The organism is Shouchella oshimensis, from assembly GCF_002019765.1.
Taxonomy (GTDB): domain Bacteria; phylum Bacillota; class Bacilli; order Bacillales; family Bacillaceae_D; genus Shouchella; species Shouchella oshimensis.
In genome coordinates, this window is record NZ_KV917380.1 from 1,425,682 (window position 1) to 1,449,239 (window position 23,558).

Below are 23,558 nucleotides of genomic sequence, written 5' to 3' on the forward strand. Positions count from 1 at the left end.
AAATTCTTTCATCTAAGCTCCTTAGTGTATGACTAAGGAGCTTCTTTAATGTTTTGAATGAAAGGGATTAGGGAAGGAATAACGAATAAAAACATGGGGAACTTTTGTTAGAGAGTGAAGGCGTGTTAAAGTAGGCATATAGAGAAGGCAGGCGATAACAATTGAAAGATAAAAAGCAAGGAGAAGATAAGATCATTTTATTTCCTGGCTTAGTAAAGCGTTTGGTCGAAGAAGGAATGAATGAATTAAAGCAAAAGCATGCAGAAAAGGCATACCAGCTTTTTGCAGAAGCTTCTTCTTATGATCAAGGGGATCCGCAAGCGCGATTCGGGACTGTACTAAGCTTAATTGAATTAAATCGTCAGCAGGAAGCTGTTATGGAGACAGAAAAGTTATTAAATGAAGGAATTGGTCATTACTTTGAAATCTTACAAGTACATGTGTCATTACTTGTTCAACTATCTCGTTACGATCAAGTCGTTCACTTACTAGAAGCTGTACTAAGTGAAGATAAAATTCCTGCAAAGGATGCAGAAACCTTCTATGAACTGCTTCATTTCAGTCGGCAAATGAGTGAATCAAATGAGTATAGTGAAGCATCTGTGTCTAAACAAAATCAAGAAGAAACAATGTTAGAATTAAAAGCAGGGCTTCACGCAGCAAACGAACCAGCTAAATGGAATGCATTGCAAACCGTTCGTAAGCTTGGACTAACCGATTTAACGGATGAGATTAGGAGCTTCGTACTAAATAAACAAACGAACCCTCTTATGCGTACATATGCGTTACAGTTGTTACATGAATGGGGCGACCGTAAGCCATTACGATATGAACGAGATCATCAAGTGGTTATTGTAACCCCTAGTGAGCTAGAAGAGCCAGGTGAAAGACAGGTAGATCAGGCGATAAGAAAAGCTTTAGAAGACCAGCTCGAACAAGAAGATCCAACTTTATTACATATGGCAAAACAACTACACCATACATACTTGCTTATGACTTATCCATTTGAACTTAATCCAGAAAATCCAAAGGCTTGGGCCTGTGCATTTCATTTAGTTGCTGCGGAACAACTTGGCCTTGAAACAGATGAAACGACAATGATGGAATGTTATGAATGTGAGCGATTTGATGTTCTTTCTGCTTCAGATGAAATTGAAGCGTTGGAGCAGGACATTTTACTAGAAGCTCAAAATCAAAACGAGTGGTTTCATACATAGGCTTGAGGGTTTTTATTATAGTAGAAACAACATAAATACATCTAACCTTATTTTATAAGAAGGAAGACATTGAAAGATTCATTCGATATGTTATAATGGAATGGTTGTCAAAAACGTGATAAAGTAGTGTAGAAATTACATGTTGGAGGGAAATATTATGTCTGCAAATTGGGAAAAGACAGAACAAAATACAGGCGTCTTAACGTTTGAAGTTGAAGCAGATAAAGTCAACGACGCTTTAGATAAAGCATTTAAAAAAGTTGTGCAAAAAGTAAACGTACCTGGCTTCCGTAAAGGAAAAATGCCAAGAGGTCTTTTTGAAAAGCAATTTGGCGTTGAATCGCTTTATCAAGATGCTATTGATTTAATGTTACCAGAGGCATACTCAAATGCCGTTGAAGAAACAGGAATTTTCCCTGTTGATCGTCCGGAAGTAGATGTTGAATCAATTGGTAAAAACGAAAAAGCTGTATTTAAAGCAACTGTAACGGTTAAACCAGAAGTGAAACTTGGTGACTATAAAGGTTTAGAAGTCGAGGTGCCAAGTGCAGAAGTTACGGATGAAGATGTTCAAGAAGAAGTAACAAAACTTCAAGAGCGTCACGCTGAACTTGTTGTTGTTGAAGATGGGGAAATCCAAAACGGCGATACAGCTGTTATTGACTTCGCAGGCTATGCAGATGGTGAAGCCTTTGAAGGTGGAACGTCTGAAAACTATTCACTTGAAATTGGCTCTAATTCGTTCATTCCTGGTTTTGAAGAACAACTAGTTGGTCTTAAAACAGGAGATGAAAAAGAAGTAGAAGTAACTTTCCCAGAAGAGTATCACGCAGAGAATCTAGCTGGAAAACCAGCAACGTTCAAAGTGAAAATTCATGATGTAAAACGTAAAGAGCTTCCAGAACTTGATGATGAGTTTGCAAAAGATGCGAACGAAAATGTTGAATCACTGGATGAGCTTAAAGCTGAGTTGCGTAAGACGCTTGAAGAGCAAAGAAAAACAGAATCAGAAAATGCTGTCCGTGATGCGTTATTAGAAAAAGCAGCGGATCAAGCTGATATTACTGTTCCTGATGCAATGGTTAATACTGAAGTGGATCGTATGCTTCAAGAATTCGGTCAACGTTTACAAGCTCAAGGTATGAACTTGGATATGTATTTCCAATTCTCAGGGCAAACAGAAGAAGATATGCGTAATCAATTCAAAGAAGATGCTGAGAAGCGTGTTCGTGTGAATTTAACACTTGAAGCTATTTCTGAAGTAGAAGATGTACAAGTTTCTGATGAAGAAGTAGAAGAAGAAATTTCAAAAATGGCTGAGATGTACCAGCGTTCTGCTGATGAAATCAAAGCACTACTTTCTGCGCAAGGTGGTCTTGACACAGTTAAAGGCGATTTGAAAATGCGTAAAGCGATTGACGTACTCGTTGATCACAGTAAAGAAGCAACAGCTTAATGTAAAAGGTGCGGGCATAACACCCGTACCTTTTTCCCTTATACGGCGATACGTAACATGAATGTCCGCTTTTATTCATAAGTATAGTATGATTGTTTGCTAATTTGAACAAAATGATAGTAGCTGAAAAAGAAGGGTTTTTACAATCAAGCTTGAATTGTACTCTGAGAGGGAAGAGTAAGGGTAGTGATTGCTCTAGCTCATACATAAAATGCATATCTCTAGTTTGTTGAATTAGTCTATGCTAAAATGATTTGACATTAAGCTTTTATGAGCAAATCATGGAAAAAAAGAAATCCTGTAAGGGGTGAGGTTATGTTTAAATTTAACGAGGAGAAAGGACAGCTTAAGTGTTCTTTTTGCGGTAAAACTCAAGATCAAGTCAGAAAGCTTGTAGCTGGGCCTGGAGTCTATATATGTGATGAGTGTATTGAGCTTTGCACAGAGATCGTTGAGGAAGAACTAGGGACTGAAGAAGAGGTTGAATTAGAAGAAATTCCAAAACCTAGTGAAATTTGCGTCATTCTTGATGATTATGTTATCGGCCAGCGAGATGCAAAGAAATCTCTTGCCGTCGCCGTCTACAACCATTACAAGCGCATTAATTCAATGGCACGTTCCGAGGATGTTGAATTAGCAAAGAGTAATATAACGTTAATTGGACCTACAGGGAGCGGAAAAACCCTTCTTGCACAAACTCTTGCACGTATTTTAAATGTACCTTTTGCGATTGCTGACGCTACATCGTTAACGGAAGCTGGTTATGTTGGTGAAGACGTAGAAAACATCCTACTAAAACTCATTCAAGCAGCTGACTATGATGTGGAAAAAGCTGAAAAAGGTATTATCTATATTGATGAAATTGATAAAGTAGCTCGAAAATCTGAGAATCCATCTATTACCCGTGATGTTTCAGGGGAAGGTGTTCAGCAAGCGTTGCTGAAGATTCTTGAAGGTACAACTGCTAGCGTGCCACCACAAGGTGGTAGAAAACACCCTCATCAAGAATTTATACAAATTGATACAACAAACGTGCTGTTTATTTGTGGGGGCGCATTTGATGGAATCGAACAAATTATTAAAAGCCGTTTAGGAAAGAAAATTATTGGATTTGGTTCCGACGATTCAAAACAAGAAGAGTTAAAACCAGGTGAGTACCTATCAAAAGTACTTCCTGAAGATCTTTTGAAATTTGGATTGATTCCGGAATTTATCGGTCGTCTCCCAATTATTTCGAGTCTAGCGCCACTTGATACAGATGCGCTAGTTGAAATTTTAACGCAACCTAAAAATGCTCTCGTAAAACAATATCAAAAACTGCTTGAACTTGATGATGTTGAATTAGAGTTTACAGATGAAGCGTTAAAAGAAATTGCCAAAAAAGCAATCGAACGTAAGACAGGTGCTCGTGGACTCCGTTCAATTATTGAGAGCATTATGCTTGATGTTATGTTCGACCTTCCATCTAGAGAAGATGCAGTGAAATGTATTATCCATGAAGGTTGTATAACGGACGGTGCAGAGCCGATTATTAAATCAGCAGATGGCACAGAGTTAACCCTTAATAAGCCGAAAGAAAGTGCATAAAGTAGAAACCACGATGGTCTTTAACCAACGTGGTTTTTTGCATCGTGTTTAGAATTGGAAATAATGCGCTTGACCGTTTTCGACTAACGTCTTGTCTCAAGGTCATACTAACGTCAATAGAACAATTAGGAGGCAAACAGATGGGTTTTACGACAATTGCATTATTTGTCCAATTATTTTTTGGTGTTATTATTGGTGTTTATTTTTGGAACTTATTAAAAAACCAGCGGAGTCAAAAAACGTATATTGATCGAGAATCAAAAGTGGAATTAGATAAAATGAAAAAACTTCGCTCCATTCGATTATCTGAACCGTTAGCTGAAAAAGTACGTCCAAAATCATTATCAGAAGTCGTTGGGCAAGAAGACGGTTTGAAAACATTGCGTATGGCATTGTGTGGAGCTAATCCGCAACACGTTATCATTTACGGACCACCTGGTGTTGGAAAAACAGCAGCAGCACGTTTAGTGTTAGATGAAGCAAAAAAAAGCAATCACTCTCCATTTCAATCAACAGCTGTATTTGTAGAGGTAGATGGTGCTACCTCACGATTTGACGAAAGAGGAATTGCAGACCCTCTAATTGGTTCTGTACACGATCCTATTTACCAAGGGGCCGGTGCAATGGGGCAAGCTGGTGTGCCACAACCGAAACCAGGAGCAGTCACAAAGGCTCATGGTGGTATCCTATTTATTGATGAAATTGGCGAACTACACACGATTCAACAGAATAAATTATTGAAAGTGTTAGAAGACCGTAAAGTGTTTCTTGAAAGTGCCTATTACAGTTCAGAAAACGATCAAATTCCTACTCATATACATGATATATTCAAGCGTGGTTTGCCTGCTGATTTTCGTTTAATAGCTGCTACAACACGACAGCCGGAAGAGATGCCGCCAGCGATTCGCTCTCGCTGTTTAGAAGTCTTTTTTCGCGGTTTAGACCCGGGTGAAATCGAAGAAATTGCTAAGCGGGCTGCTAAAAAAGCGGCAATGACGTTAACCGATGAGGCATCGAAGAAAATGGCTTCATATGCAACAAACGGAAGAGAAACGGTGAATATGTTGCAAATCGCTGTTGGCGCTGCTCGAGCTGATGGAAGGCAAGAAGTACAGCTTAAAGATATTGAATGGGTAGCTCATTCTAGTCAGATGGCTCCTCGTCCAGAGCGACAAATCCATGAAAAGCCAGTTGTTGGTTTAGTAAATGGTTTAGCGGTAACTGGACCAACAAGCGGAGCATTGCTTGAAATTGAAGTGCTTGTGCATGAAAATGCGCAGCATGGTAAATTAACGATTACAGGTATTGCAGAAGAAGAACAATCTGGATCGCAAGTTCGTTCGATTAAACGAAAAAGCATGGCTCGTTCATCTGTTGAAAATGTTATATCGGTTTTAAAAAGAAAAGGTATACCGACAAATGACTATGATATTCATGTGAATTTTCCAGGAGGAACGCCAGTAGATGGTCCATCAGCTGGGATTGCTATTGCTACTGGTATTTATTCTGGCATAAAGCAAATGGCTGTTTCCAACGAAGTGGCGATGACTGGTGAGTTAAGTATTCATGCAAAAGTAAAGCCCATTGGTGGAGTGATTGCGAAAGTGAAAGCAGCTAAATTAGCTGGTGCAAAAACCGTTATTATTCCAAAAGAAAATGAACAAGCGATTTTAAAAGAAATCGATGGCATTGACGTCATTGCAGTAACAACCCTTGACGAAGTGTTTCAACTTGCGTTAATTCAGGAAGAAAGCACAGAAAATGTTATACCTGCCCAAACCTTCTCTACAGGAGGAGCTGTACCAATCTAAATAATGGACAACAAACCACTTCGTGAGCTAAAATGAGTAGATGGTTAACAAACCGGAAATGAATGATTGAAAGCGTCACTCTATTGAGAATGACGCTTTCTCCATTGTGTGTATCATCGTTTTTGTTTTTTAGCATAGAAATAAGATGATTAGACATAATGAATTTTTTATAAAGATAAAGGCGGAGGTGTCATGCGGATGGTTGACCAATATCAAGAACGCCGAGTTCCGCTCCTTCCTTTGCGTGGTGTATTAATCTTCCCAGGGGCAATTATGCACTTAGACGTAGGTCGTGAAAAATCGGTAAAAGCATTAGAAGAAGCCAAGCAAAACGATCAATTTTTATTTTTAGCTACACAAAAACAAACAACAAAAGAAGATCCGACGGAAGAAGATTTATATAGAATTGGTACCTTTGCTAAAATTGTTCAATCAACGAAATTAGCGAATGGAACGGTGCGTGTTCAAGTTGAGGGATTGCAACGAGCTTCACTTACTGGTTTTCATGACCATGGAGATGTTCTTGTTGCTGACATTCAATTATTTGAGCAAGATGGTAAAGCTGATACAGAAACAGAAGCATTAATGCGTACGCTCCTTTCCATGTATGATCAGTTCTCCAAACAATCAAAACGCGCTTCACAAGAAACCCTTGCGACTTTGAAGGAAACAACAGCGCCAGAGCAATTTGCTGATTTAATAGCAGCGAATTTAACGTTAAAGTTATCTCAAAAACAAACGTTACTTGAGTTTATTGATGTAAAAGAACGATTGCAAAAGCTGATTGAATTTCTTGGTAATGAACAAGAAGTATTAGGTCTTGAAAAGAAGATTGGCCAACGTGTAAAAAAATCAATGGAAAAAACACAAAAAGAGTATTACTTACGCGAGCAAATGAAGGCCATCCAAAAAGAGTTAGGGGATCGTGAAGGGAAAACAGGCGAAATTGCTGAGTTGAAAGAAAAAATAGAATCAGCGGAAATGCCTGAACACGTGTATGAAAAAGCGATAAAAGAGCTAAGTCGCTATGAGAAAATGCCAGCTAATGCTGGAGAAAGCTCCATCCTGCGAAACTACCTTGACTGGCTAATTCAATTACCATGGACGAAACAGACAGAAGATCAGCTTGATGTGAAAAAAGCGAGTAAAATCCTGGATGAAGATCATTACGGCTTAGAAAAAGTAAAAGAGCGAGTACTTGAATATTTGGCTGTTAGAAAGTTAACGAATTCAATGAAAGGCCCGATACTCTGCCTCGCAGGACCTCCAGGAGTCGGAAAGACATCCCTTGCACGGTCTATTGCACGATCGTTAAATCGAAAATTCGTGCGGATGTCTTTAGGTGGGGTGCGTGATGAAGCGGAGATTCGAGGTCATCGTCGAACTTATGTTGGAGCCATGCCAGGGCGACTGATTCAAGGGATGAAACGGGCAGAAACGATTAATCCGGTCTTTTTATTAGATGAAATTGATAAAATGGCAAATGATTTTCGAGGAGACCCAGCCTCTGCCTTACTTGAAGTATTAGATCCAGAACAAAACAATACGTTTAGCGATCACTATCTTGAAGAGGCATATGACTTATCAAACGTTATGTTTATCACAACGGCAAATAATATTGGTACAATTCCAGGGCCACTATTGGATCGAATGGAAATTATCTCTATACCTGGTTACACAGAGCTTGAAAAGAAACAAATCGCACGAAATTATTTGCTTCCTAAGCAAGTAAAAGAGCACGGCTTAACCAAAAGCCAGCTACCTGTAAAAGATGAGGCTCTAACGAAAATTATACGACATTACACCCGTGAAGCTGGGGTTCGAAACTTAGAGCGTCAATTAGCCTCAACATGTCGTAAAGCTGCTAAAATGGTCGTTATGGAAGATCGAAAACGTGTAACGGTAACGGAAAAGTTAGTAGAAGAGATGCTTGGAAAGCCAAGGTTTCGCTATGGCATGGCAGAGCAAGAAGATCAAATTGGTGCAGCAACTGGTCTAGCCTACACAGCCGCAGGTGGTACGACGCTTTCAATTGAAGTTTCCGCTGTTAAAGGGAAAGGGAAATTAACCTTGACTGGAAAGTTAGGAGACGTCATGAAAGAGTCTGCACAAGCAGCGTTTAGTTATATTCGATCTCGGTCAGAAGAGCTTTCTATAGCAACCGACTTTAACGATAAAACAGACATCCACATTCACGTTCCAGAAGGGGCGACCCCTAAGGATGGGCCATCAGCAGGAATTACAATGGCAACAGCGTTAATTTCTGCTCTTACTGGTCGAAAAGTGAAGCGTGAAGTAGGTATGACAGGAGAGATTACGCTAAGAGGTCGAGTATTACCAATTGGTGGTCTAAAAGAAAAAGCGATGAGTGCACACCGTGCTGGGTTAACAACCATTATTATTCCAAAAGAGAATGAAAAAGATATTGACGATATTCCAGCTAGTGTTCGTGATGATTTGACAATAGTCTTAGTGGAACATCTTGATCAAGTCTTGAAAGTCGCATTAGATGAGAGTGAAGATAAAAAATGAAAGTAGTAAAAGCTGAACTAGAACATGTAGCTGTCAAACCTGAACAATATCCAGTAAATCGGTTACCAGAACTTGCCCTTGCAGGTCGCTCAAACGTAGGGAAATCATCGTTTATTAACAAGATGCTTAATCGAAAAGGATTAGCCAGAACATCAGGTCAACCTGGTAAAACGCAAACATTAAACTTTTACGAGATTAATGAAATCCTTTATTTTGTAGATGTACCAGGCTACGGCTATGCGAAAGTGTCGAAGACCGAACGTGCAGCTTGGGGAAAAATGATTGAAACCTACTTATCAGAGCGAGAAGAGCTTAAAGCGGTGTTACAATTAATTGATGCACGCCATAAGCCTTCAGAGGACGATAAGCTTATGTACAATTGGATGAAGCATTTCGGAATTCCCGTCATTTTAGTTGCTACAAAAGCGGATAAAATCTCTAGATCAAAATGGCAAAAGCATTTAAGTATCATTAGTAAAGAGCTTGATCGGGAGGAAACAGATCCTTTGTTACTGTTTTCCTCTGAAACCGGGTATGGAAAAGAAGAAGCCTGGAAGACGATTCAATCCCATCTCCAATTAACGAAAAATAAGTAGTGCTTGCACTGCTTATTTTTTTCACTGTCTGGATTGTCTAGGATTGTTCACAAAAAAATTTTGAGTCCTTATTTAGACATGTTATAATTTAGGCATGATATAATGAGAATTGGATAAAGTAGAAGTAAGAGATTGGAAACGTAGCTTTAGGGGGCTTTTTAAATGCATACGATTGTCGTAGGAGTGAACTATAAGTCTGCCCCGGTGGAAATTCGCGAAAAGCTAGCTTTTGATGAAGACCAGTTGCCGGCGGCTCTTGCCCAACTGCGCTCATCAAAGAGCATTATGGAGTGTGTGATTCTATCAACTTGCAATCGCACTGAGCTTTATGTTGTAGCAGATCAAATTCATACCGGAAGGCATTTCACAAAAACGTTTTTAGCAAACTGGTTTTCCATTCATAAAGATGAATTAACAGCTTATTTAACAATAAAAGAAAATGATCATGCAGTTGAACATTTATTTCGAGTAGCCTGTGGCCTAGACTCAATGGTTATTGGTGAAACGCAAATTTTAGGTCAAGCTAAGCAAGCGTTTCAACTCGCCCAATCTTTGCAAGTAACAGGTACTGTCTTTAATCAGCTATTTAAACAAGCGATTACTTTAGGAAAACGCGCGCATAGTTCGACGGCCATTTCTTCTCAAGCCGTCTCGGTTAGTTATGCTGGCGTAGAACTTGGTAAAAAGATTTTTGGTAGTTTTGAAGGCAAACGTGTCCTTATTGTTGGTGCAGGTGAAATGAGTGAGCTGACAGCAAAGCATATACACGCGAATGGAGCCGCTTCCATTGTGGTAATGAATCGAAGTGTTGATAAAGCTGAGAATCTTGCCGGTCGATTTAGTGGTGAAGCCGTTTCATTTCATCATTTAGAAGAAGAGTTGAAGCGTGCAGACGTTGTCATAAGCTCTACAGGAGCAAGAGAATTTGTATTAACAAAAGAGAACACGGAAAATGCTTTACGTTCCCGAGAGGAGCGACCGTTATTCATTATTGATATTGCGGTTCCACGTGATGTCGAGCCAACCTTAAACGAATGGGAAAATGTTCACTTATACGACATTGATCATTTGCAACATATCGTTGAATCGAACAAGCAAGAACGAGAGCGCGAAGCTGAAAAAATCTCTTTAATGATTGAGGAAGAGATTGTTGAGTTCAATATGTGGGTAAACACATTAGGCGTTGTTCCTATCATTACAGCTTTACGTGGAAAAGCGTTGCAAATTCAAGGTGATACCATGTCTAGTATTGAACGGAAATTACCTCATTTAACCGATCGAGAATTAAAGGTTCTTCGTAAACATACAAAAAGTATAGTGAATCAACTACTTCGTGATCCGCTAACGAAGGTAAAAGAATTAGCAGCTGAGCCTGATGCCCAATTATCGCTACAGCTGTTTACGGATATCTTTGCGTTAGAAGAGACGCTAGAAGAACAGAAAGAACGCGAACGCCAAAATGATATGAAGGCACTATGGAAACAAGAAAGTGAGTCCTATAGCGAGATTGAAGGCACTGTTGCTATGCGCTCGTAACCGACTGTTGTATTTCCATATGAGCGAATAAGGAGAGTTAAAAGCGCATCAGGCGACGACTCCAGTGGGAATGTTACTAGCTGAAGGTCTTGAGCTAGTGAACGTTTTCCACAAAGGCGTCAATCGATTGCGCTTTTTCTTTTTAGAACGAAACTGTACATAATGGTTTTATGATTTTAGGAGGAAGAGGATGAGAACAATTGTACTTGGTACAAGAAGAAGTAATTTAGCGATGACCCAAACAAGATGGGTTATTGAGCAATTTAAGAAATTAAATGTCCCGTATCAATTTGAAATAAAAGAAATTGTAACAAAAGGAGATCGAATACTAGACGTTACCCTTTCAAAAGTTGGCGGTAAGGGCCTTTTTGTAAAGGAAATTGAAGAGGCGTTACGCACTGGAGAAATTGATATTGCCGTTCATTCAATGAAAGATGTCCCATCAGAAATGTTGCCTGAATTTGTGCTTGGAGCCATTACCGATCGAGAAGATCCAAGAGACGCCATTATCAGTGAAAATCACGTGCCATTAAGTGAGCTACCAGCTGGTGCTATTATTGGGACGAGTAGTTTGCGTCGATCAGCCCAAATTTTGCACCGTTATCCGCACCTTTCCGTTCAATGGATTCGAGGCAATGTTGAGACAAGGCTGCGAAAACTTAAAGAAGAATCGTTTTCTGCGATTGTTCTTGCTGCTGCTGGACTAAATCGATTAGGCTATGCCAAATCGGCTGTCACACATTATTTAGAAACAGATGAATGTGTTCCTGCAATTGGTCAAGGGGCGTTAGGGCTTGAAGGGCGTAAAGAGGATGCTGAGGTGAACCGTCTCTTACAATTGTTAAATCATGAAGAAACAGCTTCTGCCGTTCAAGCAGAGCGTGCTTTTCTTCATACATTAAATGGCGGGTGCCAAGTCCCAATCGGTGGCTATGCCACAGTGGAAAAAGGCGGTACGATTACTTTAACCGGCTTAGTAGGTTCTCCAGATGGAGAGGTTTTATTAAAAGAAACGGCATCAGGAGACGATCCAGTAAAGTTAGGGACGGACTTGGCGAAACAGTTATCTGCACAAGGGGCTGAAGACATTCTAAATAAAGTGAGAGAGAGTTTAGAGTGATGCTCGCTCTGCGAAACAAGCACATTTTGCTAACGCGAGAGGAAAAGGATGCAAAACAGTTTGCTGATTTAATTACAGCGTACGGTGGGACTCCTTATTTCTTACCTTTAATTAAAATTGTCTTTCGACCGGTAGGTGTTGAATCTACTAAAAAAGCAGCTCGTGCTGACTGGCTTGTTTTCACAAGTGTCAATGGTGTACGTTCGTTTTTTTCTACCTATCAAGGTGAACCCTTAAAGGCGAAAATGGCAGCAGTTGGTGTACAAACGGCTCATGAAATTGAGCGATACGGCTATCACACGTCTGTTGTTCCGAAGATTCAAGATGGTGAAGCGTTGGCGCGTTTGTTACAGACGGTAGTTGGACAAGAAGAACGTGTGCTAGTGGTGCGAGGTCAATTGGCAAAGCCAACCATTATTTATGGATTAAAGAACAAGGGCATTAACGTTGAAGCTCTAAATACCTATGATACGATTATGCCTAAGGAAGCCATCAGGGAAGCGAAAGCTTTGCCAAACCTAGTTTTTGATTATGTAACGTTAACAAGTCCATCTACAGCAACTCATTTGCGAGCTGTTATGGAAGCATGTACGATTTCTTATCGAAAAGTCGCGTGTATTGGACCGAGAACAAATGAGCGTGCTATTCAATTAGGGCTAACGCCAACGGTGACAGCAGATTCTTATTCAACAAATGGACTAGTAAAGGCCATGCTTATAGAGGAGGCACACAAACATGAACGTAACATTTAAGCGACATAGAAGACTAAGAAAAACAGCGGCTATTCGCGAAATGGTGAGGGAAACGACGCTTTCAGCAAATGATTTTATTTATCCCTTATTTGTAACGGAAGAAACAAATAAAAAGACAGAAGTTCCATCAATGCCAGGGGTGTTTCAATATTCGTTAGATCGTTTAAATGATGAAGTGGCTGAAGTGCAAAAATTAGGGATTCGTGCCATTATCTTATTTGGTTTGCCCCATCATAAAGATGAAATTGGGTCTGAGGCATTTGCGAGTCATGGCATCATTCAACAAGCAACAAGACAGATAAAAGAAGCGTTTCCTAATATGCTTGTCATTGCAGATACGTGTTTATGCGAATTTACAGATCATGGACATTGTGGCATTATCCGTGAAGGGGATGTTGTGAATGACGAGAGCCTTACCCTTTTAGTGAAAACAGCTGTTTCACAAGCGGAAGCCGGCGCTGATATCATTGCACCTTCAAATATGATGGACGGATTTGTAGCTGCCATTCGTAAGGGCTTAGACGAAGCAGGCTATGTGGATGTTCCAATCATGTCATATGCTGTGAAATATGCTTCAGCTTTTTACGGTCCGTTTCGTGATGCAGCAAATAGTGCGCCTGCGTTTGGTGATCGTAAAACGTATCAGATGGATCCAGCTAATCGTGAAGAAGCAGTGCGAGAGGCGACGTCTGATTTAGAAGAAGGAGCAGACTTTCTCATTGTTAAACCAGCTTTGTCGTACTTAGACATTGTTCGTGATGTCAAAGAAATGTCAAATGTGCCGATAGTGGCTTATAACGTTAGTGGAGAGTACGCGATGGTTAAAGCAGCAGCACAAAATGGCTGGGTGAACGAGAGAGCAATTGTATTAGAAAAACTTGTCAGTATGAAACGTGCTGGAGCAACCCTCATTCTAACGTACTTTGCAAAAGATGCTGCACAATGGCTGTATGAAGAAACACGAGGAGGTTACTAAAGATGGCTCATTATGAAAAATCAAAACAAGCGTTTGAACAAGCAAAGCCGCTAATGCCGGGTGGCGTAAACAGTCCAGTTCGCGCCTTTAAATCGGTTGGTATGAATCCTGTCTATATGAAACAAGGAAAAGGATCAAAGATTACAGACATTGATGGGAACCAATATATTGATTATGTTCTATCATGGGGACCACTCATTCGCGGGCATGCAGATGAAATCGTAGTGGAAGAATTAAAAAAGGCAACGGAACTTGGGACAAGCTTTGGTGCCCCTCATGAGTTAGAAACGAAGTTGGCGGAACTAGTGATTGAACGTGTGCCATCAATTGAAGTGGTTCGTATGGTTAATTCAGGTACAGAAGCTACAATGAGTGCACTTCGATTAGCAAGAGGCTATACTGGACGTAACAAAATCTTGAAATTTGTTGGTTGTTATCACGGACATGGGGATTCGTTATTAATTAAAGCAGGTTCTGGTGTTGCAACGCTGGGATTACCAGATAGTCCTGGTGTTCCTGAATCAGTTGCGCAGAACACGTTAACTGTTCATTACAATGATATAGAGAGCGTTCAGTATGTATTTGAACAGTTTGGTGACGACCTTGCGGCAGTTATTGTAGAACCAGTAGCTGGAAACATGGGGGTTGTTCGTCCTGAACCTGGATTTTTAGAGACGCTTAGAGAATTAACATCAGCAAATGGAACGGTGTTGATTTTTGATGAAGTGATGACAGGTTTCCGTGTTGGCTATGAGTGTGCGCAAGGAGTGCTTGGTGTTACACCTGATTTAACATGTTTAGGAAAAGTAATCGGTGGAGGACTGCCTGTTGGTGCGTTTGGTGGAAAACGAGAAATTATGGAGCAAATTGCACCTAGCGGACCTATTTATCAAGCTGGTACATTGTCTGGAAACCCACTTGCAATGACAGCAGGCTATTATACTCTTTCTCAATTAACGAGAGAAGACTACGATGTGTTTCAAAAGCAAGGAGAGCGTTTAGAACAAGGTCTCTCAGAGGCAGCGAAAGCACATGGCATCCCACATACAATTAACCGTGCAGGATCGATGATTGGTCTTTTCTTCACTAATGAACATGTTACAAATTTTGATTTGGCGAAAACTGCTGATTTAGAGTTATTTGCACGTTACTTTAGAGGGATGTTAGAAGAAGGAATATCGATTGCTCCTTCTCAATTTGAAGGGCTCTTCCTATCTACGACTCACTCAGACGAAGACATCGAAAAAACCATTGAAGCTGCAAACCGTGTATTTGCTACGCTTTCTCATGCTTAACCATCAAACACAAGCCCTTTGCTAGTGCAAAACTAGAAGGGCTTGTTTTTTTTCGTCTATTGTACGCATAATCGACTAGCTTAGCTCATAGACGTAATAGTGTACGTGTATAACGGATGATGGTGAAGAAGGAGGAATTAAATTGTCTCAAGAACAGTCGTCAGCCTTAACGTTTTCAATTGAAGACTCTGTTTGGCTTAATAAAGGACAACAAATTGATGAAATTATTGGCATGTCCCTCACACCGGAGATTTCAGTCAAACAAATGGACGATCATGTAACTATTCAAGGTGGTCTTCGTTTTATTGGCGAATACAAAATGGTAGAAGAAAGACAGGAAGAAGTGGAGGAAGAGGAAGACGCATCTTTTACTGCGTTAAGTGATTTTCGTCATTCGGGTGATATCCAGACTGAAACGGAAGCTGGAGCTGGTCAGATTGAACACGTGTTTCCAATTGATATTACGATTCCGATGACACGAATCCAACATGTTGATGATATTTATGTAGAAGTATCAAGCTTTGATTATGATTTACCAGAAAAAAGCTGCATTCAATTAACAGCAGATGTGTCGATTAGTGGCGTGAAGTCAGACGAGCAACAGCGAGAAATTGAGTTAGTTGATTCTGAGTATAAGTACGATGTTGTTGAAGATGAAAATAATCCAGAGGAACCTGAACACACAGAGGAAACGGCTTTTCAATTTGAAGCGTATCAATCGGATGAAGCGGTTGAAGAAAGTCATTCATATGAAGAGCAGGGGACAGAAGAAAGATCAGAACAAGAACTTGCTTATCATCAAAGGAGCATGGAGCAAGACATAGTAGAGACGTTTACCCAGTCCAATTGGCAAGAAGAAGAGACAGATGCAGAAGATATCGCTACTGTTAGTGATCTAAATGACGATGCATCTCCTGCTTATCGATATTTAACGGAAACCAGTGAAATGAACGAGCTTGAAGATCAAATTGATGAAGTCGAAGAAGTGACTGAGCAAGTAGGAAAGAGTGAACGTGACAGCGCTTCATACTTAACAAGCATGCTCCGAAACGAGGATGAACAGTTTTCTAGATGGAAAATGTGTATTATTCAAGAAGAAGAAACGCTACAGGTTATTGCCGATCGCTATGAACTTTCCACTAGTCAACTAACGCGTTACAACAACCTTGATAGTGAAAAAGTTGAAGAGGGGCAAATCATTTATATACCTTCGAAAGGTAAGTAGGTGGTGACCAATGATTGAGCGCATTAAAGAAGAGTATGGATTTAAACAGGCATCTTTAGAATCAAAGCATCAACTGAACACAGAAAAAGGTGTAAAGCAAATCTGCTATTGGGAAGATGAGGCTTGTTTAAAGTGGCATATCGAGTGGCGTGACAACTGTAGTGTCGCGCCTTATGTCATGATGAACCGGATGCTAAGAACCAATAAAGGCGCTGCTTATATAGAGAAGGATAAACAATTCATTAGCCTGCATGATAAAGTCCCTATTGAACAGCGTGAAGATCAAGAAGAAAAGCGGTGGGGAGAAGTTCTTGGTTTAATGATTCAGGCGGGTCGAAGAGATCAATCGACGTTCTCATTACCAAAAGAGGTAATGGGTAATGATCCCATTTTGGAACAAGCCAATCGGGAACAAAGGCTGTTTTTTCAGACACTTTTTCAAGAAGGGAATCGTCGTCTAACGATGGCTAAGAAGCTAGCTAAGTCAGGAGAAATATCAGTACCTAAAATGGATTCATTTACAGAATTAACAGGCTCATTTCGCGGGCATATGCTAATCGTACAAGGAAGTGAAACGACCCCGGAGTACGGGTATCAGTCGTTTAAGACATTCCTTAAATCGTGGTATGAACGCAAAGGGGAAGCATCGTTACATGCGTTGATGAATGAATTGGATGAGAAGGCAACGTTGACAAGCAACGAACGAAAAGCCATTATGGCTACTGTTCTTATTCCTGATGAGCTAGATACACTATTGCAAGAGAGAGCGATTTCTAATGACCAACCCTTTTCTGACTTAATTGATCACCTAAAAAGAGAATGGGATAAAACGCAGTCGTTTGCTTCGGCATTAGCAAAATGGCTTGATGCAAAGAAGGTGACAACATGAATCCGTTTATAGAGGCCTTGCTTTATTATTACGATTTAACAGCCTTAACGGTTGAGCAACAAGGGAATATTTATAGAATTGAAACTGAACATGGAAACTTTGCATTAAAACAATCGTCAATGGACCCTGTTCAAGCTGAAGAATGTATTCATGCGATAAGGAAGCTATCACGATTAAACTATCCATCATTCGTTCCGATTATTCCGACTAAATTTGGGGAATATTCGTTATTTGTATCTGGGAAGACGTATTATTTAATGCCTTGGATTGAGACGCAGGAATACCAAGGAAGGCAATCAATCGAAGAGTTAATGGCTGATTCAATTGGAACAATTCATCGAATGACAGTTAAATCCCAACCAGCTTCGAAAGAAGTGATTGATCAATCGTGTGAACGCCTTCTGTCCCGATGGGAGATGCACTCGCTCGAATTATCTCGCTTTGCGGATGAAGCAGAAGTAAAAGCGTATTTATCACCATTTGAACTGTCATTTCTTACACATTTTAAAATGTTTGAGCAATTAGCAGATGAAGCAACAACTTATCTTGAGAAATGGTACAAGACTACCATTGATAAAGGGAGTTACCGCAGTGTGTTAACCCATGGTCGTTTATCTCGGCATCATTTGTTGCACGCGACGAGTGGGCAACCTTTATTGATTAATTTTGAGCGTGCAAGTTTAGACACACCAGCTCGGGATTTAGCGACATTGTGTAGACACGGTTTCCCGCACTCCTTATGGGATGAAAATGAAGTCTTACGCTGGTTCGCTAGATACGAACAGCATTTGCCCCTTGTTACGGCGGAAAAATATTTAGTAAGTGCGTATCTGCTCTTTCCTGAACCGGTCTACTATACGATGATGGATTATCGAAAAGGTGGAAATGAGTTAGAACTAACGCAAAAACTTGAAAAACGTATTTATGCGCTGCGTAAAGTGCAGCGATTTGTTCCGAAAATTGTTCCTCAAGAAGAAGAGGAAGCAAGTAATCAGTCTTAAGCTGATGCTTGCTTTTTTTTAGGATTTTACACTTGATAAAAAGAAAAATATGGCATTAAATAAAGAGGTATACGCTTAGTTCGGGACGATTCGGGTATGCTTAAAGTAATGGTAGATAAAAGAGAGTAGGTGTATAAGATGGAGAAAAATGGCTCTGAAGCACTTGAAGAAAAAAGGAAAAAGCTTACAAATGAAAAGCAAGTTTTATTTGAAGAAGCCATTGACTATATGGAAGCTGCTAGCTTTTCACAACGGAAACGAAATCAGATTCTTCACCAAATACTAGATGAATGGTTGTACGCTGAAAAAAATGCAATTGATTTAGAGCTGAATCAAAAGAACATTTACACATACTGCGAAAAGCGAACAAAAAACGTTCCAAAAATGTCGACCTCATTAAAAATGGCATTGTTGCTAAGAGTGGGTTTACTTATCCTAGTTGTCTATTTTGTGTTACAGTTCATTATTCAAATGGCAGGCTTGTTAGATTCAAATATTCAGGCATCCTCTTTTTCCTTTTTACCTATTATTCTTTTAGGAAGTGTGGGCTTGTTCGGTTTTTATTTATATGACAAAGCTTCGACAAAAGAAAAAGCCGTTATGTGGAGAGGGATTGGCATTGTAACGCAATTAACGGCATTTCTTCTGTTTTTTGCGAGCATGCGGTTGTGGGACGGTATTTTAACAATTCGCTTAACCCTTATCAATTCAACAGTTATCGCGATTTTTATGGTTGTCTTTTTTCTTGTTGCAGGTAAATGGAAAGATCAGTTAGAAGAAAAAGAACTGGAAAAAGATCAAAATGATGTGATTCTGTTTTCTTAAAGAAGGCAGACATTACACGATACCGAAAAATAAGCAAATGAAAAAGACAATAATAAGCGTTAATAAAAATAAATCTACAGCTGTTGGAAGAAGTAATGTACGAATAAGCTGAAACACCAAAATGGGCGGTAGACATTGAATACAAATAAATTTAAAGCGTCCACACTTTTTAGGTGGACCAGGTGGCGGACATGGTGGCGGAAAGCCTTGAAATCGCTTAGTCATAGCAACCTTCCTCCTTTCGATGATCGTTACCGTATTGTATGCAAGTAGCCTAAAACTGTTGCAAAAGCAGTTCTAAATGTATAGACGATATAAAAATGACCAAAGCTAATATTGACGTACTTGTAAGCAAGCGATAAAATACGGTTAGATCCTATATACAAGCTATGATCAGGAGGAGTAAAGAAACTGCTTCTAGAAGAGAGGAAGGACCTTGGCTGAAAGTCTTTCTAGAAAGCAAGTACTTGAAAGTCGCCTGTAAGCTTTTCTGTTGAACCATTTAGTAAACAGAAACGGTTTCGAGCCGTTAGTCGATTTGAGTTGCACAGGCTAAGTCTGTGAACAAAGGTGGCACCGCGAACAATCCCTTCGTCCTTTGAGACGGAAGGGTTTTTTTGTATTTTTTTAAGCTAAAGGAGGCCTGCCCAATGACGGAGCAGCATACAATGCCAACAAAATATGATCCAAATGAAACAGAAAAGAAATGGTACGACTATTGGAAAAAAGGCGAGTTCTTTAAACCGACAGACGATCCATCAAAAGAACCATATTCCATTGTCATTCCACCGCCAAACGTAACCGGAAAGCTCCACCTTGGTCACGCATGGGACGCAACCTTGCAAGATATACTTGCACGAACCAAACGGATGCAAGGTTATGACACACTGTGGCTTCCAGGAATGGATCATGCAGGAATTGCCACTCAAGCTAAAGTAGAAGCACGCTTAAAAGAACAAGGGATGTCAAAACATGATCTTGGGCGTGAAGGCTTTATTGAGAAGTCTTGGGAATGGAAAGAAGAATATGCTAGTTTTATTCGGAAGCAATGGGCAAAAGTCGGTATTTCCGTTGATTATTCACGTGAACGATTTACATTGGATTCGGGTTTATCAGATGCTGTTACGGAAGTATTTGTATCGCTTTATGAGCAAGGTCTCATCTATCGTGGGGAATATATTATTAATTGGGATCCTCATACGAAAACAGCTCTCTCTGACATAGAAGTTATTCACCAAGATGTTCAAGGGGCGTTCTATCATATGGAGTACCCATTGGTAGACGGTACTGGTTCAATTAAAATCGCAACCACACGACCGGAAACAATGCTTGGTGATACAGCTGTAGCTGTTCATCCTAAAGATGAACGCTATAGTCACCTTGTTGGCAAAATGGTGAAGCTACCGATTATTGGACGCGAAATTCCGATTGTAGCAGACGAGTACGTTGATCGTGAATTTGGTTCGGGTGCAGTGAAAATTACACCAGCTCATGATCCGAATGACTTTGAGATCGGAAACCGTCACGATCTACCGCGTATTCTCGTTATGAATGAAGATGGAACCATGAATGAAAATGCTGGCAAGTATCAAGGGCTAGATCGTTTTGATTGTCGTAAGCAGATCGTTAAAGACTTACAGGAGTCAGGTGTATTATTTGAAATTGAAGAGCACCTACACTCGGTTGGTCACTCTGAGCGTAGTGGCGTAGTGGTTGAACCGTATTTATCAATGCAGTGGTTTGTGAAAATGCAGCCCCTTGCAGAAGAGTCTCTCAAAATGCAGGAGCATGAAGACACAAAAGTCACCTTTGTGCCTGAACGTTTTGAAGGTACCTACACACGCTGGATGGAAAACATTCGCGACTGGTGTATTTCTAGACAGCTTTGGTGGGGTCATCGAATTCCAGCTTGGTATCATAAAGAGACGAATGAGCTTTATGTCGGAAAAGAAGCACCTCAAGATCCAGAAAACTGGGTACAAGATGAAGATGTATTAGATACGTGGTTTTCTTCAGCATTATGGCCTTTTTCAACAATGGGCTGGCCAAATGAGGATGCAGAGGATTTAGAGCGCTATTACCCAACGGATGTGCTTGTAACAGGCTACGACATAATTTATTTCTGGGTATCTCGTATGATTTTCCAAGGAAAAGCGTTTACGAACAAAAGACCGTTCAAAGATGTACTTATTCACGGACTCATTCGTGATGCGGATGGGAAGAAAATGAGTAAATCCCTAGGAAACGGTGTTGATCCGCAAGAGGTAATTGATAAATACGGAGCCGATTCATTGCGCTTTTTCCTAGCGACTGGAAGTACTCCAGGGAATGACCTCCGTTTTTATTGGGAGAAAGTCGAGTCTACTTGGAATTTCGGTAACAAGATATGGAATGCTTCTCGATTTGCTTTAATGAATATGGAGGGGTTAAGTTACGATGAAATTGATATAACGAAAGAAAAAACGATAGCTGATAAATGGATTTTAACACGATTAGGTCAAACAGCAGAGACGGTTACGCGCTTGCTGGATAGTTACGAATTTGGTGAAGCTGGACGTACGCTTTATTCGTTTATTTGGGATGACGTTTGTGACTGGTACATTGAAATGGCGAAACTAACTCTATACGGGGAAGATGAAGAGGCAAAAGCGACGACTCGTTCCGTTCTCGCTTATGTGCTTGATCATACGATGCGTATGCTTCATCCATTTATGCCGTTTATCACTGAGGAAATTTGGCAGTACTTGCCGCATCAAGGAGAGTCCATTACGGTTGCAGAATGGCCGCTCTTTACAAGTGAATTCTATGATCTAAAGGCACTTCAGGATATGGAAACATTAAAAACACTCATTCGTTCTATTCGTAATACACGCTCGGAGCTAAATGTACCAATGAGTAAACAAATTGAATTGTTTATTCGCCCAGCAAATGACGAAACGAAAGCTTGTTTAGAAACCGGCTCTGCTTACATCGAAAAGTTTGCCAATCCGAGTAAGCTTGTCATTGCCAATGATTTAGAAACGCCAGAAAAAGCAATGTCTCATGCTTTAACTGGAATGGAGATTTTCATGCCGTTAGCAGGACTTCTTGATTTAGACGCAGAAATTGCACGGTTGGAAAAAGAAAAAGAAAAATTAACAAAAGAAGTGGAGCGTATTGAAAAGAAGCTCAGTAACCAAGGGTTTGTTGCCAAAGCGCCTGCACAAGTTGTAGAGGAAGAAAAGAAGAAAAAAGCAGATTATGAGTCAAAACGAACCATTGTTATGGAACGAATTGCAGAATTAAGTGCATAGCATGAGCGAGCTCAAGCGTTAAGAACGCCTGAGCTCCTTTTTTAAGGAGAGACGTTCAGTGAAAACGAGTGAAGAAGCAATTGCGTGGATTCATTCCTTGCTACCTTTTGGTATTAAACCAGGTTTAAAGCGAATGGAATGGATGCTTAAAAAATTAAATCACCCAGAAAAACAGATAACGTCTGTTCATATTGGAGGAACAAATGGGAAAGGGTCAACTGTAAGTTTTTTACGACATATATTAGAAGAAGAACAGGTTCAAGTAGGAACATTTACGTCTCCCTACATCGAACGATTTGAGGAACGGATTTCCATTAACGGTACTCCAATTTCCAGTGAAGATTTAGTGTGGGGAGCAAACAAAGTAAGACCTTTGGTTGAACAGGTAGCGGAAACGGATCTTGGTTCGCCAACAGAATTTGAAGTCATTACGACCATTATGTTTCTTTATTTCGCAGAACGAGCAAAACCAGACATTTGTTTAATTGAAGTTGGTTTAGGCGGTCGGTTTGATTCGACTAATGTCATTCAACCGATCGTATCGATTATTACAATGATTGGACATGACCACATGCATATTCTTGGGGAGACTCTTGAAGAGATTGCGTTTGAAAAAGCGGGGATTATTAAACCGAACACGCCAATTATTCTTGGCGATATTCAAGGAGATGCACGAGTCGTTATGGAAGAGCAAGCGCATCAAAAGAAGGCAGCTATTTCGATTCTAAAGGATGATTTTACTTACGAGACAATGGATGCAGGTCAATTTACGTATCAACATAAACAATACACGGTGTCGATGCTTGGAGAGCATCAGCACCATAATGCTACTCTTGCATTAAAAGCATGTGAAGAAATCGAAAAGCATTTAGATCGACCTATATCCAATGACGCAAAAATAGAAGGGATACGAAAAACAACGTGGCCAGGGAGGATGGAGTGGTTACATCAGTCTCCTGCTTTATTAATTGATGGCGCACATAATCAAGAAGGCTTTCACGCACTTGCACAGACGTTGAAGCAACAATTTGCCGCCAAAAAAATAAATCTATTTATTGGCGTTACAGAAGGAAAAGACGTTACTCCTTTAATTGATGAGCTTGAAACGATGAATGTTTCTTATTATTGCTGTTCTTTTTCTTTTTTTCGTGGGTTGCCTGCAACAGAATTGTTCCAACAATTTGGGAAGGTTCAACAAAAAGAAGAAGTGATTGATTGGAAGACAAAAATAGTAGAAAAAATAGGAACAGCAGGAACAGATGAAGTCATTATGGTAACAGGGTCCCTCTATTTCATCTCGGAAGTTCGTCATTTCTTAAAAAATAAGGAAGCGAAATAAAGGGATTTGTGGATAAATTGATCAAGACATGCTGTCCTACCAAAGCTCTGTAGGACAGTGATTTTTTGATCGTCCCAAGTTGCACCATCTTTTTTAAGGGATTCTTTT

Annotated in this window: 18 protein-coding genes and 1 other annotated feature; of the genes, 17 read left to right on the forward strand and 1 reads right to left on the reverse strand. The window is 40.1% G+C overall.

All coding sequences use genetic code 11. The annotated features are described in order from the left end of the window. Nucleotides 1-161: 161 nt before the first annotated feature. The 15 genes from BK583_RS07095 (at nt 162) to BK583_RS07165 (ending at nt 18,818) form a co-directional block, all read left to right on the forward strand. Complete coding sequence (locus tag BK583_RS07095) at nt 162-1,217, forward strand: hypothetical protein (RefSeq protein WP_038481676.1); 1,056 nt, start codon at nt 162-164, stop codon at nt 1,215-1,217. 157 nt (nt 1,218-1,374) lie between these two features. Next, complete coding sequence (tig, locus tag BK583_RS07100) at nt 1,375-2,673, forward strand: trigger factor (protein WP_038481673.1); 1,299 nt, start codon at nt 1,375-1,377, stop codon at nt 2,671-2,673. A gap of 315 nt (nt 2,674-2,988) precedes the next feature. Beyond that, entirely contained in the window at nt 2,989-4,260 is a 1,272-nt protein-coding gene (gene clpX / locus BK583_RS07105; RefSeq protein WP_035395947.1) for an ATP-dependent protease ATP-binding subunit ClpX, read from the forward strand. A gap of 140 nt (nt 4,261-4,400) precedes the next feature. After that, a complete protein-coding gene (gene lonB / locus BK583_RS07110) occupies nt 4,401-6,071 on the forward strand; it encodes an ATP-dependent protease LonB (RefSeq protein ID WP_055736267.1) in 1,671 nt (556 codons plus the stop codon). A 198-nt stretch (nt 6,072-6,269) separates the two neighbouring features. After that, a complete protein-coding gene (gene lon, locus BK583_RS07115) occupies nt 6,270-8,603 on the forward strand; it encodes an endopeptidase La (RefSeq protein ID WP_055736268.1) in 2,334 nt (777 codons plus the stop codon). Beyond that, nucleotides 8,600-9,199 carry a ribosome biogenesis GTP-binding protein YihA/YsxC gene (gene yihA / locus BK583_RS07120; RefSeq protein ID WP_038481663.1) on the forward strand — a complete coding sequence of 200 codons (600 nt, stop codon included), beginning with the start codon at nt 8,600-8,602 and terminating at the stop codon, nt 9,197-9,199. The genes lon and yihA overlap by 4 nt, the downstream gene beginning before the upstream one ends. A gap of 162 nt (nt 9,200-9,361) precedes the next feature. After that, a complete protein-coding gene (gene hemA, locus BK583_RS07125; protein ID WP_055736269.1) occupies nt 9,362-10,735 on the forward strand; it encodes a glutamyl-tRNA reductase in 1,374 nt (457 codons plus the stop codon). Nucleotides 10,736-10,925: 190 nt separating this feature from the next. Then, nucleotides 10,926-11,855 carry a hydroxymethylbilane synthase gene (hemC, locus tag BK583_RS07130; protein WP_055736270.1) on the forward strand — a complete coding sequence of 310 codons (930 nt, stop codon included), beginning with the start codon at nt 10,926-10,928 and terminating at the stop codon, nt 11,853-11,855. Next, complete coding sequence (locus tag BK583_RS07135; RefSeq protein ID WP_055736271.1) at nt 11,855-12,607, forward strand: uroporphyrinogen-III synthase; 753 nt, start codon at nt 11,855-11,857, stop codon at nt 12,605-12,607. Before hemC ends, BK583_RS07135 begins: the two co-directional genes overlap by 1 nt. Continuing rightward, nucleotides 12,591-13,583: a porphobilinogen synthase gene (gene hemB / locus BK583_RS07140; protein ID WP_055736272.1), complete on the forward strand. Its 993-nt coding sequence runs from the start codon at nt 12,591-12,593 to the stop codon at nt 13,581-13,583. Before BK583_RS07135 ends, hemB begins: the two co-directional genes overlap by 17 nt. A 2-nt stretch (nt 13,584-13,585) precedes the next feature. Next, nucleotides 13,586-14,878 (forward strand): glutamate-1-semialdehyde 2,1-aminomutase, encoded by a 1,293-nt coding sequence (gene hemL, locus BK583_RS07145; protein WP_055736273.1) that lies wholly within the window; start codon nt 13,586-13,588, stop codon nt 14,876-14,878. A 142-nt stretch (nt 14,879-15,020) separates the two neighbouring features. Beyond that, a complete protein-coding gene (gene spoVID / locus BK583_RS07150; RefSeq protein WP_051667575.1) occupies nt 15,021-16,103 on the forward strand; it encodes a stage VI sporulation protein D in 1,083 nt (360 codons plus the stop codon). 10 nt (nt 16,104-16,113) lie between these two features. Beyond that, nucleotides 16,114-16,992, forward strand: coding sequence for a hypothetical protein (locus BK583_RS07155; RefSeq protein WP_055736274.1), 879 nt, complete (start codon nt 16,114-16,116; stop codon nt 16,990-16,992). Further along, nucleotides 16,989-17,993, forward strand: coding sequence for a spore coat protein YsxE (gene ysxE / locus BK583_RS07160; RefSeq protein ID WP_038481643.1), 1,005 nt, complete (start codon nt 16,989-16,991; stop codon nt 17,991-17,993). Before BK583_RS07155 ends, ysxE begins: the two co-directional genes overlap by 4 nt. Before the next feature lie 138 nt (nt 17,994-18,131). Continuing rightward, nucleotides 18,132-18,818 (forward strand): DUF1129 domain-containing protein, encoded by a 687-nt coding sequence (locus BK583_RS07165; protein ID WP_055736275.1) that lies wholly within the window; start codon nt 18,132-18,134, stop codon nt 18,816-18,818. A 12-nt stretch (nt 18,819-18,830) separates the two neighbouring features. Here the strand turns inward: BK583_RS07165 and BK583_RS07170 are convergent, their stop codons facing one another. Continuing rightward, nucleotides 18,831-19,043 (reverse strand): YszA family small membrane protein, encoded by a 213-nt coding sequence (locus tag BK583_RS07170; RefSeq protein WP_038481637.1) that lies wholly within the window; start codon nt 19,041-19,043, stop codon nt 18,831-18,833. Nucleotides 19,044-19,198: 155 nt separating this feature from the next. Then, nucleotides 19,199-19,420 (forward strand) — a binding site (T-box leader). Between the two features lie 48 nt (nt 19,421-19,468). Here BK583_RS07170 and BK583_RS07175 point away from each other — a divergent pair. Both BK583_RS07175 and BK583_RS07180 read left to right on the forward strand, forming a co-directional pair. Beyond that, the gene (locus BK583_RS07175) at nt 19,469-22,111 is read left to right on the forward strand and encodes a valine--tRNA ligase (RefSeq protein ID WP_055736276.1); all 2,643 of its coding nucleotides are present in this window, start codon (nt 19,469-19,471) and stop codon (nt 22,109-22,111) included. 58 nt (nt 22,112-22,169) lie between these two features. Next, nucleotides 22,170-23,450 (forward strand): bifunctional folylpolyglutamate synthase/dihydrofolate synthase, encoded by a 1,281-nt coding sequence (locus tag BK583_RS07180; protein WP_055736277.1) that lies wholly within the window; start codon nt 22,170-22,172, stop codon nt 23,448-23,450. The last annotated feature ends 108 nt before the right edge of the window (nt 23,451-23,558 follow it).

Excerpts from the sequence above, each read along its gene's own strand:
- tig (WP_038481673.1), top strand. The coding sequence starts at position 1,375 with ATGTCTGCAAATTGGGAAAAGACAGAACAAAATACAGGCGTCTTAACG.
- clpX (WP_035395947.1), top strand. The coding sequence starts at position 2,989 with ATGTTTAAATTTAACGAGGAGAAAGGACAGCTTAAGTGTTCTTTTTGC.
- lonB (WP_055736267.1), top strand. The coding sequence starts at position 4,401 with ATGGGTTTTACGACAATTGCATTATTTGTCCAATTATTTTTTGGTGTT.
- lon (WP_055736268.1), top strand. The coding sequence starts at position 6,270 with ATGGTTGACCAATATCAAGAACGCCGAGTTCCGCTCCTTCCTTTGCGT.
- yihA (WP_038481663.1), top strand. The coding sequence starts at position 8,600 with ATGAAAGTAGTAAAAGCTGAACTAGAACATGTAGCTGTCAAACCTGAA.
- hemA (WP_055736269.1), top strand. The coding sequence starts at position 9,362 with ATGCATACGATTGTCGTAGGAGTGAACTATAAGTCTGCCCCGGTGGAA.
- hemC (WP_055736270.1), top strand. The coding sequence starts at position 10,926 with ATGAGAACAATTGTACTTGGTACAAGAAGAAGTAATTTAGCGATGACC.
- BK583_RS07135 (WP_055736271.1), top strand. The coding sequence starts at position 11,855 with ATGCTCGCTCTGCGAAACAAGCACATTTTGCTAACGCGAGAGGAAAAG.
- hemB (WP_055736272.1), top strand. The coding sequence starts at position 12,591 with ATGAACGTAACATTTAAGCGACATAGAAGACTAAGAAAAACAGCGGCT.
- hemL (WP_055736273.1), top strand. The coding sequence starts at position 13,586 with ATGGCTCATTATGAAAAATCAAAACAAGCGTTTGAACAAGCAAAGCCG.
- BK583_RS07155 (WP_055736274.1), top strand. The coding sequence starts at position 16,114 with ATGATTGAGCGCATTAAAGAAGAGTATGGATTTAAACAGGCATCTTTA.
- ysxE (WP_038481643.1), top strand. The coding sequence starts at position 16,989 with ATGAATCCGTTTATAGAGGCCTTGCTTTATTATTACGATTTAACAGCC.
- BK583_RS07165 (WP_055736275.1), top strand. The coding sequence starts at position 18,132 with ATGGAGAAAAATGGCTCTGAAGCACTTGAAGAAAAAAGGAAAAAGCTT.
- BK583_RS07170 (WP_038481637.1), bottom strand. The coding sequence starts at position 19,043 with ATGACTAAGCGATTTCAAGGCTTTCCGCCACCATGTCCGCCACCTGGT.
- BK583_RS07175 (WP_055736276.1), top strand. The coding sequence starts at position 19,469 with ATGACGGAGCAGCATACAATGCCAACAAAATATGATCCAAATGAAACA.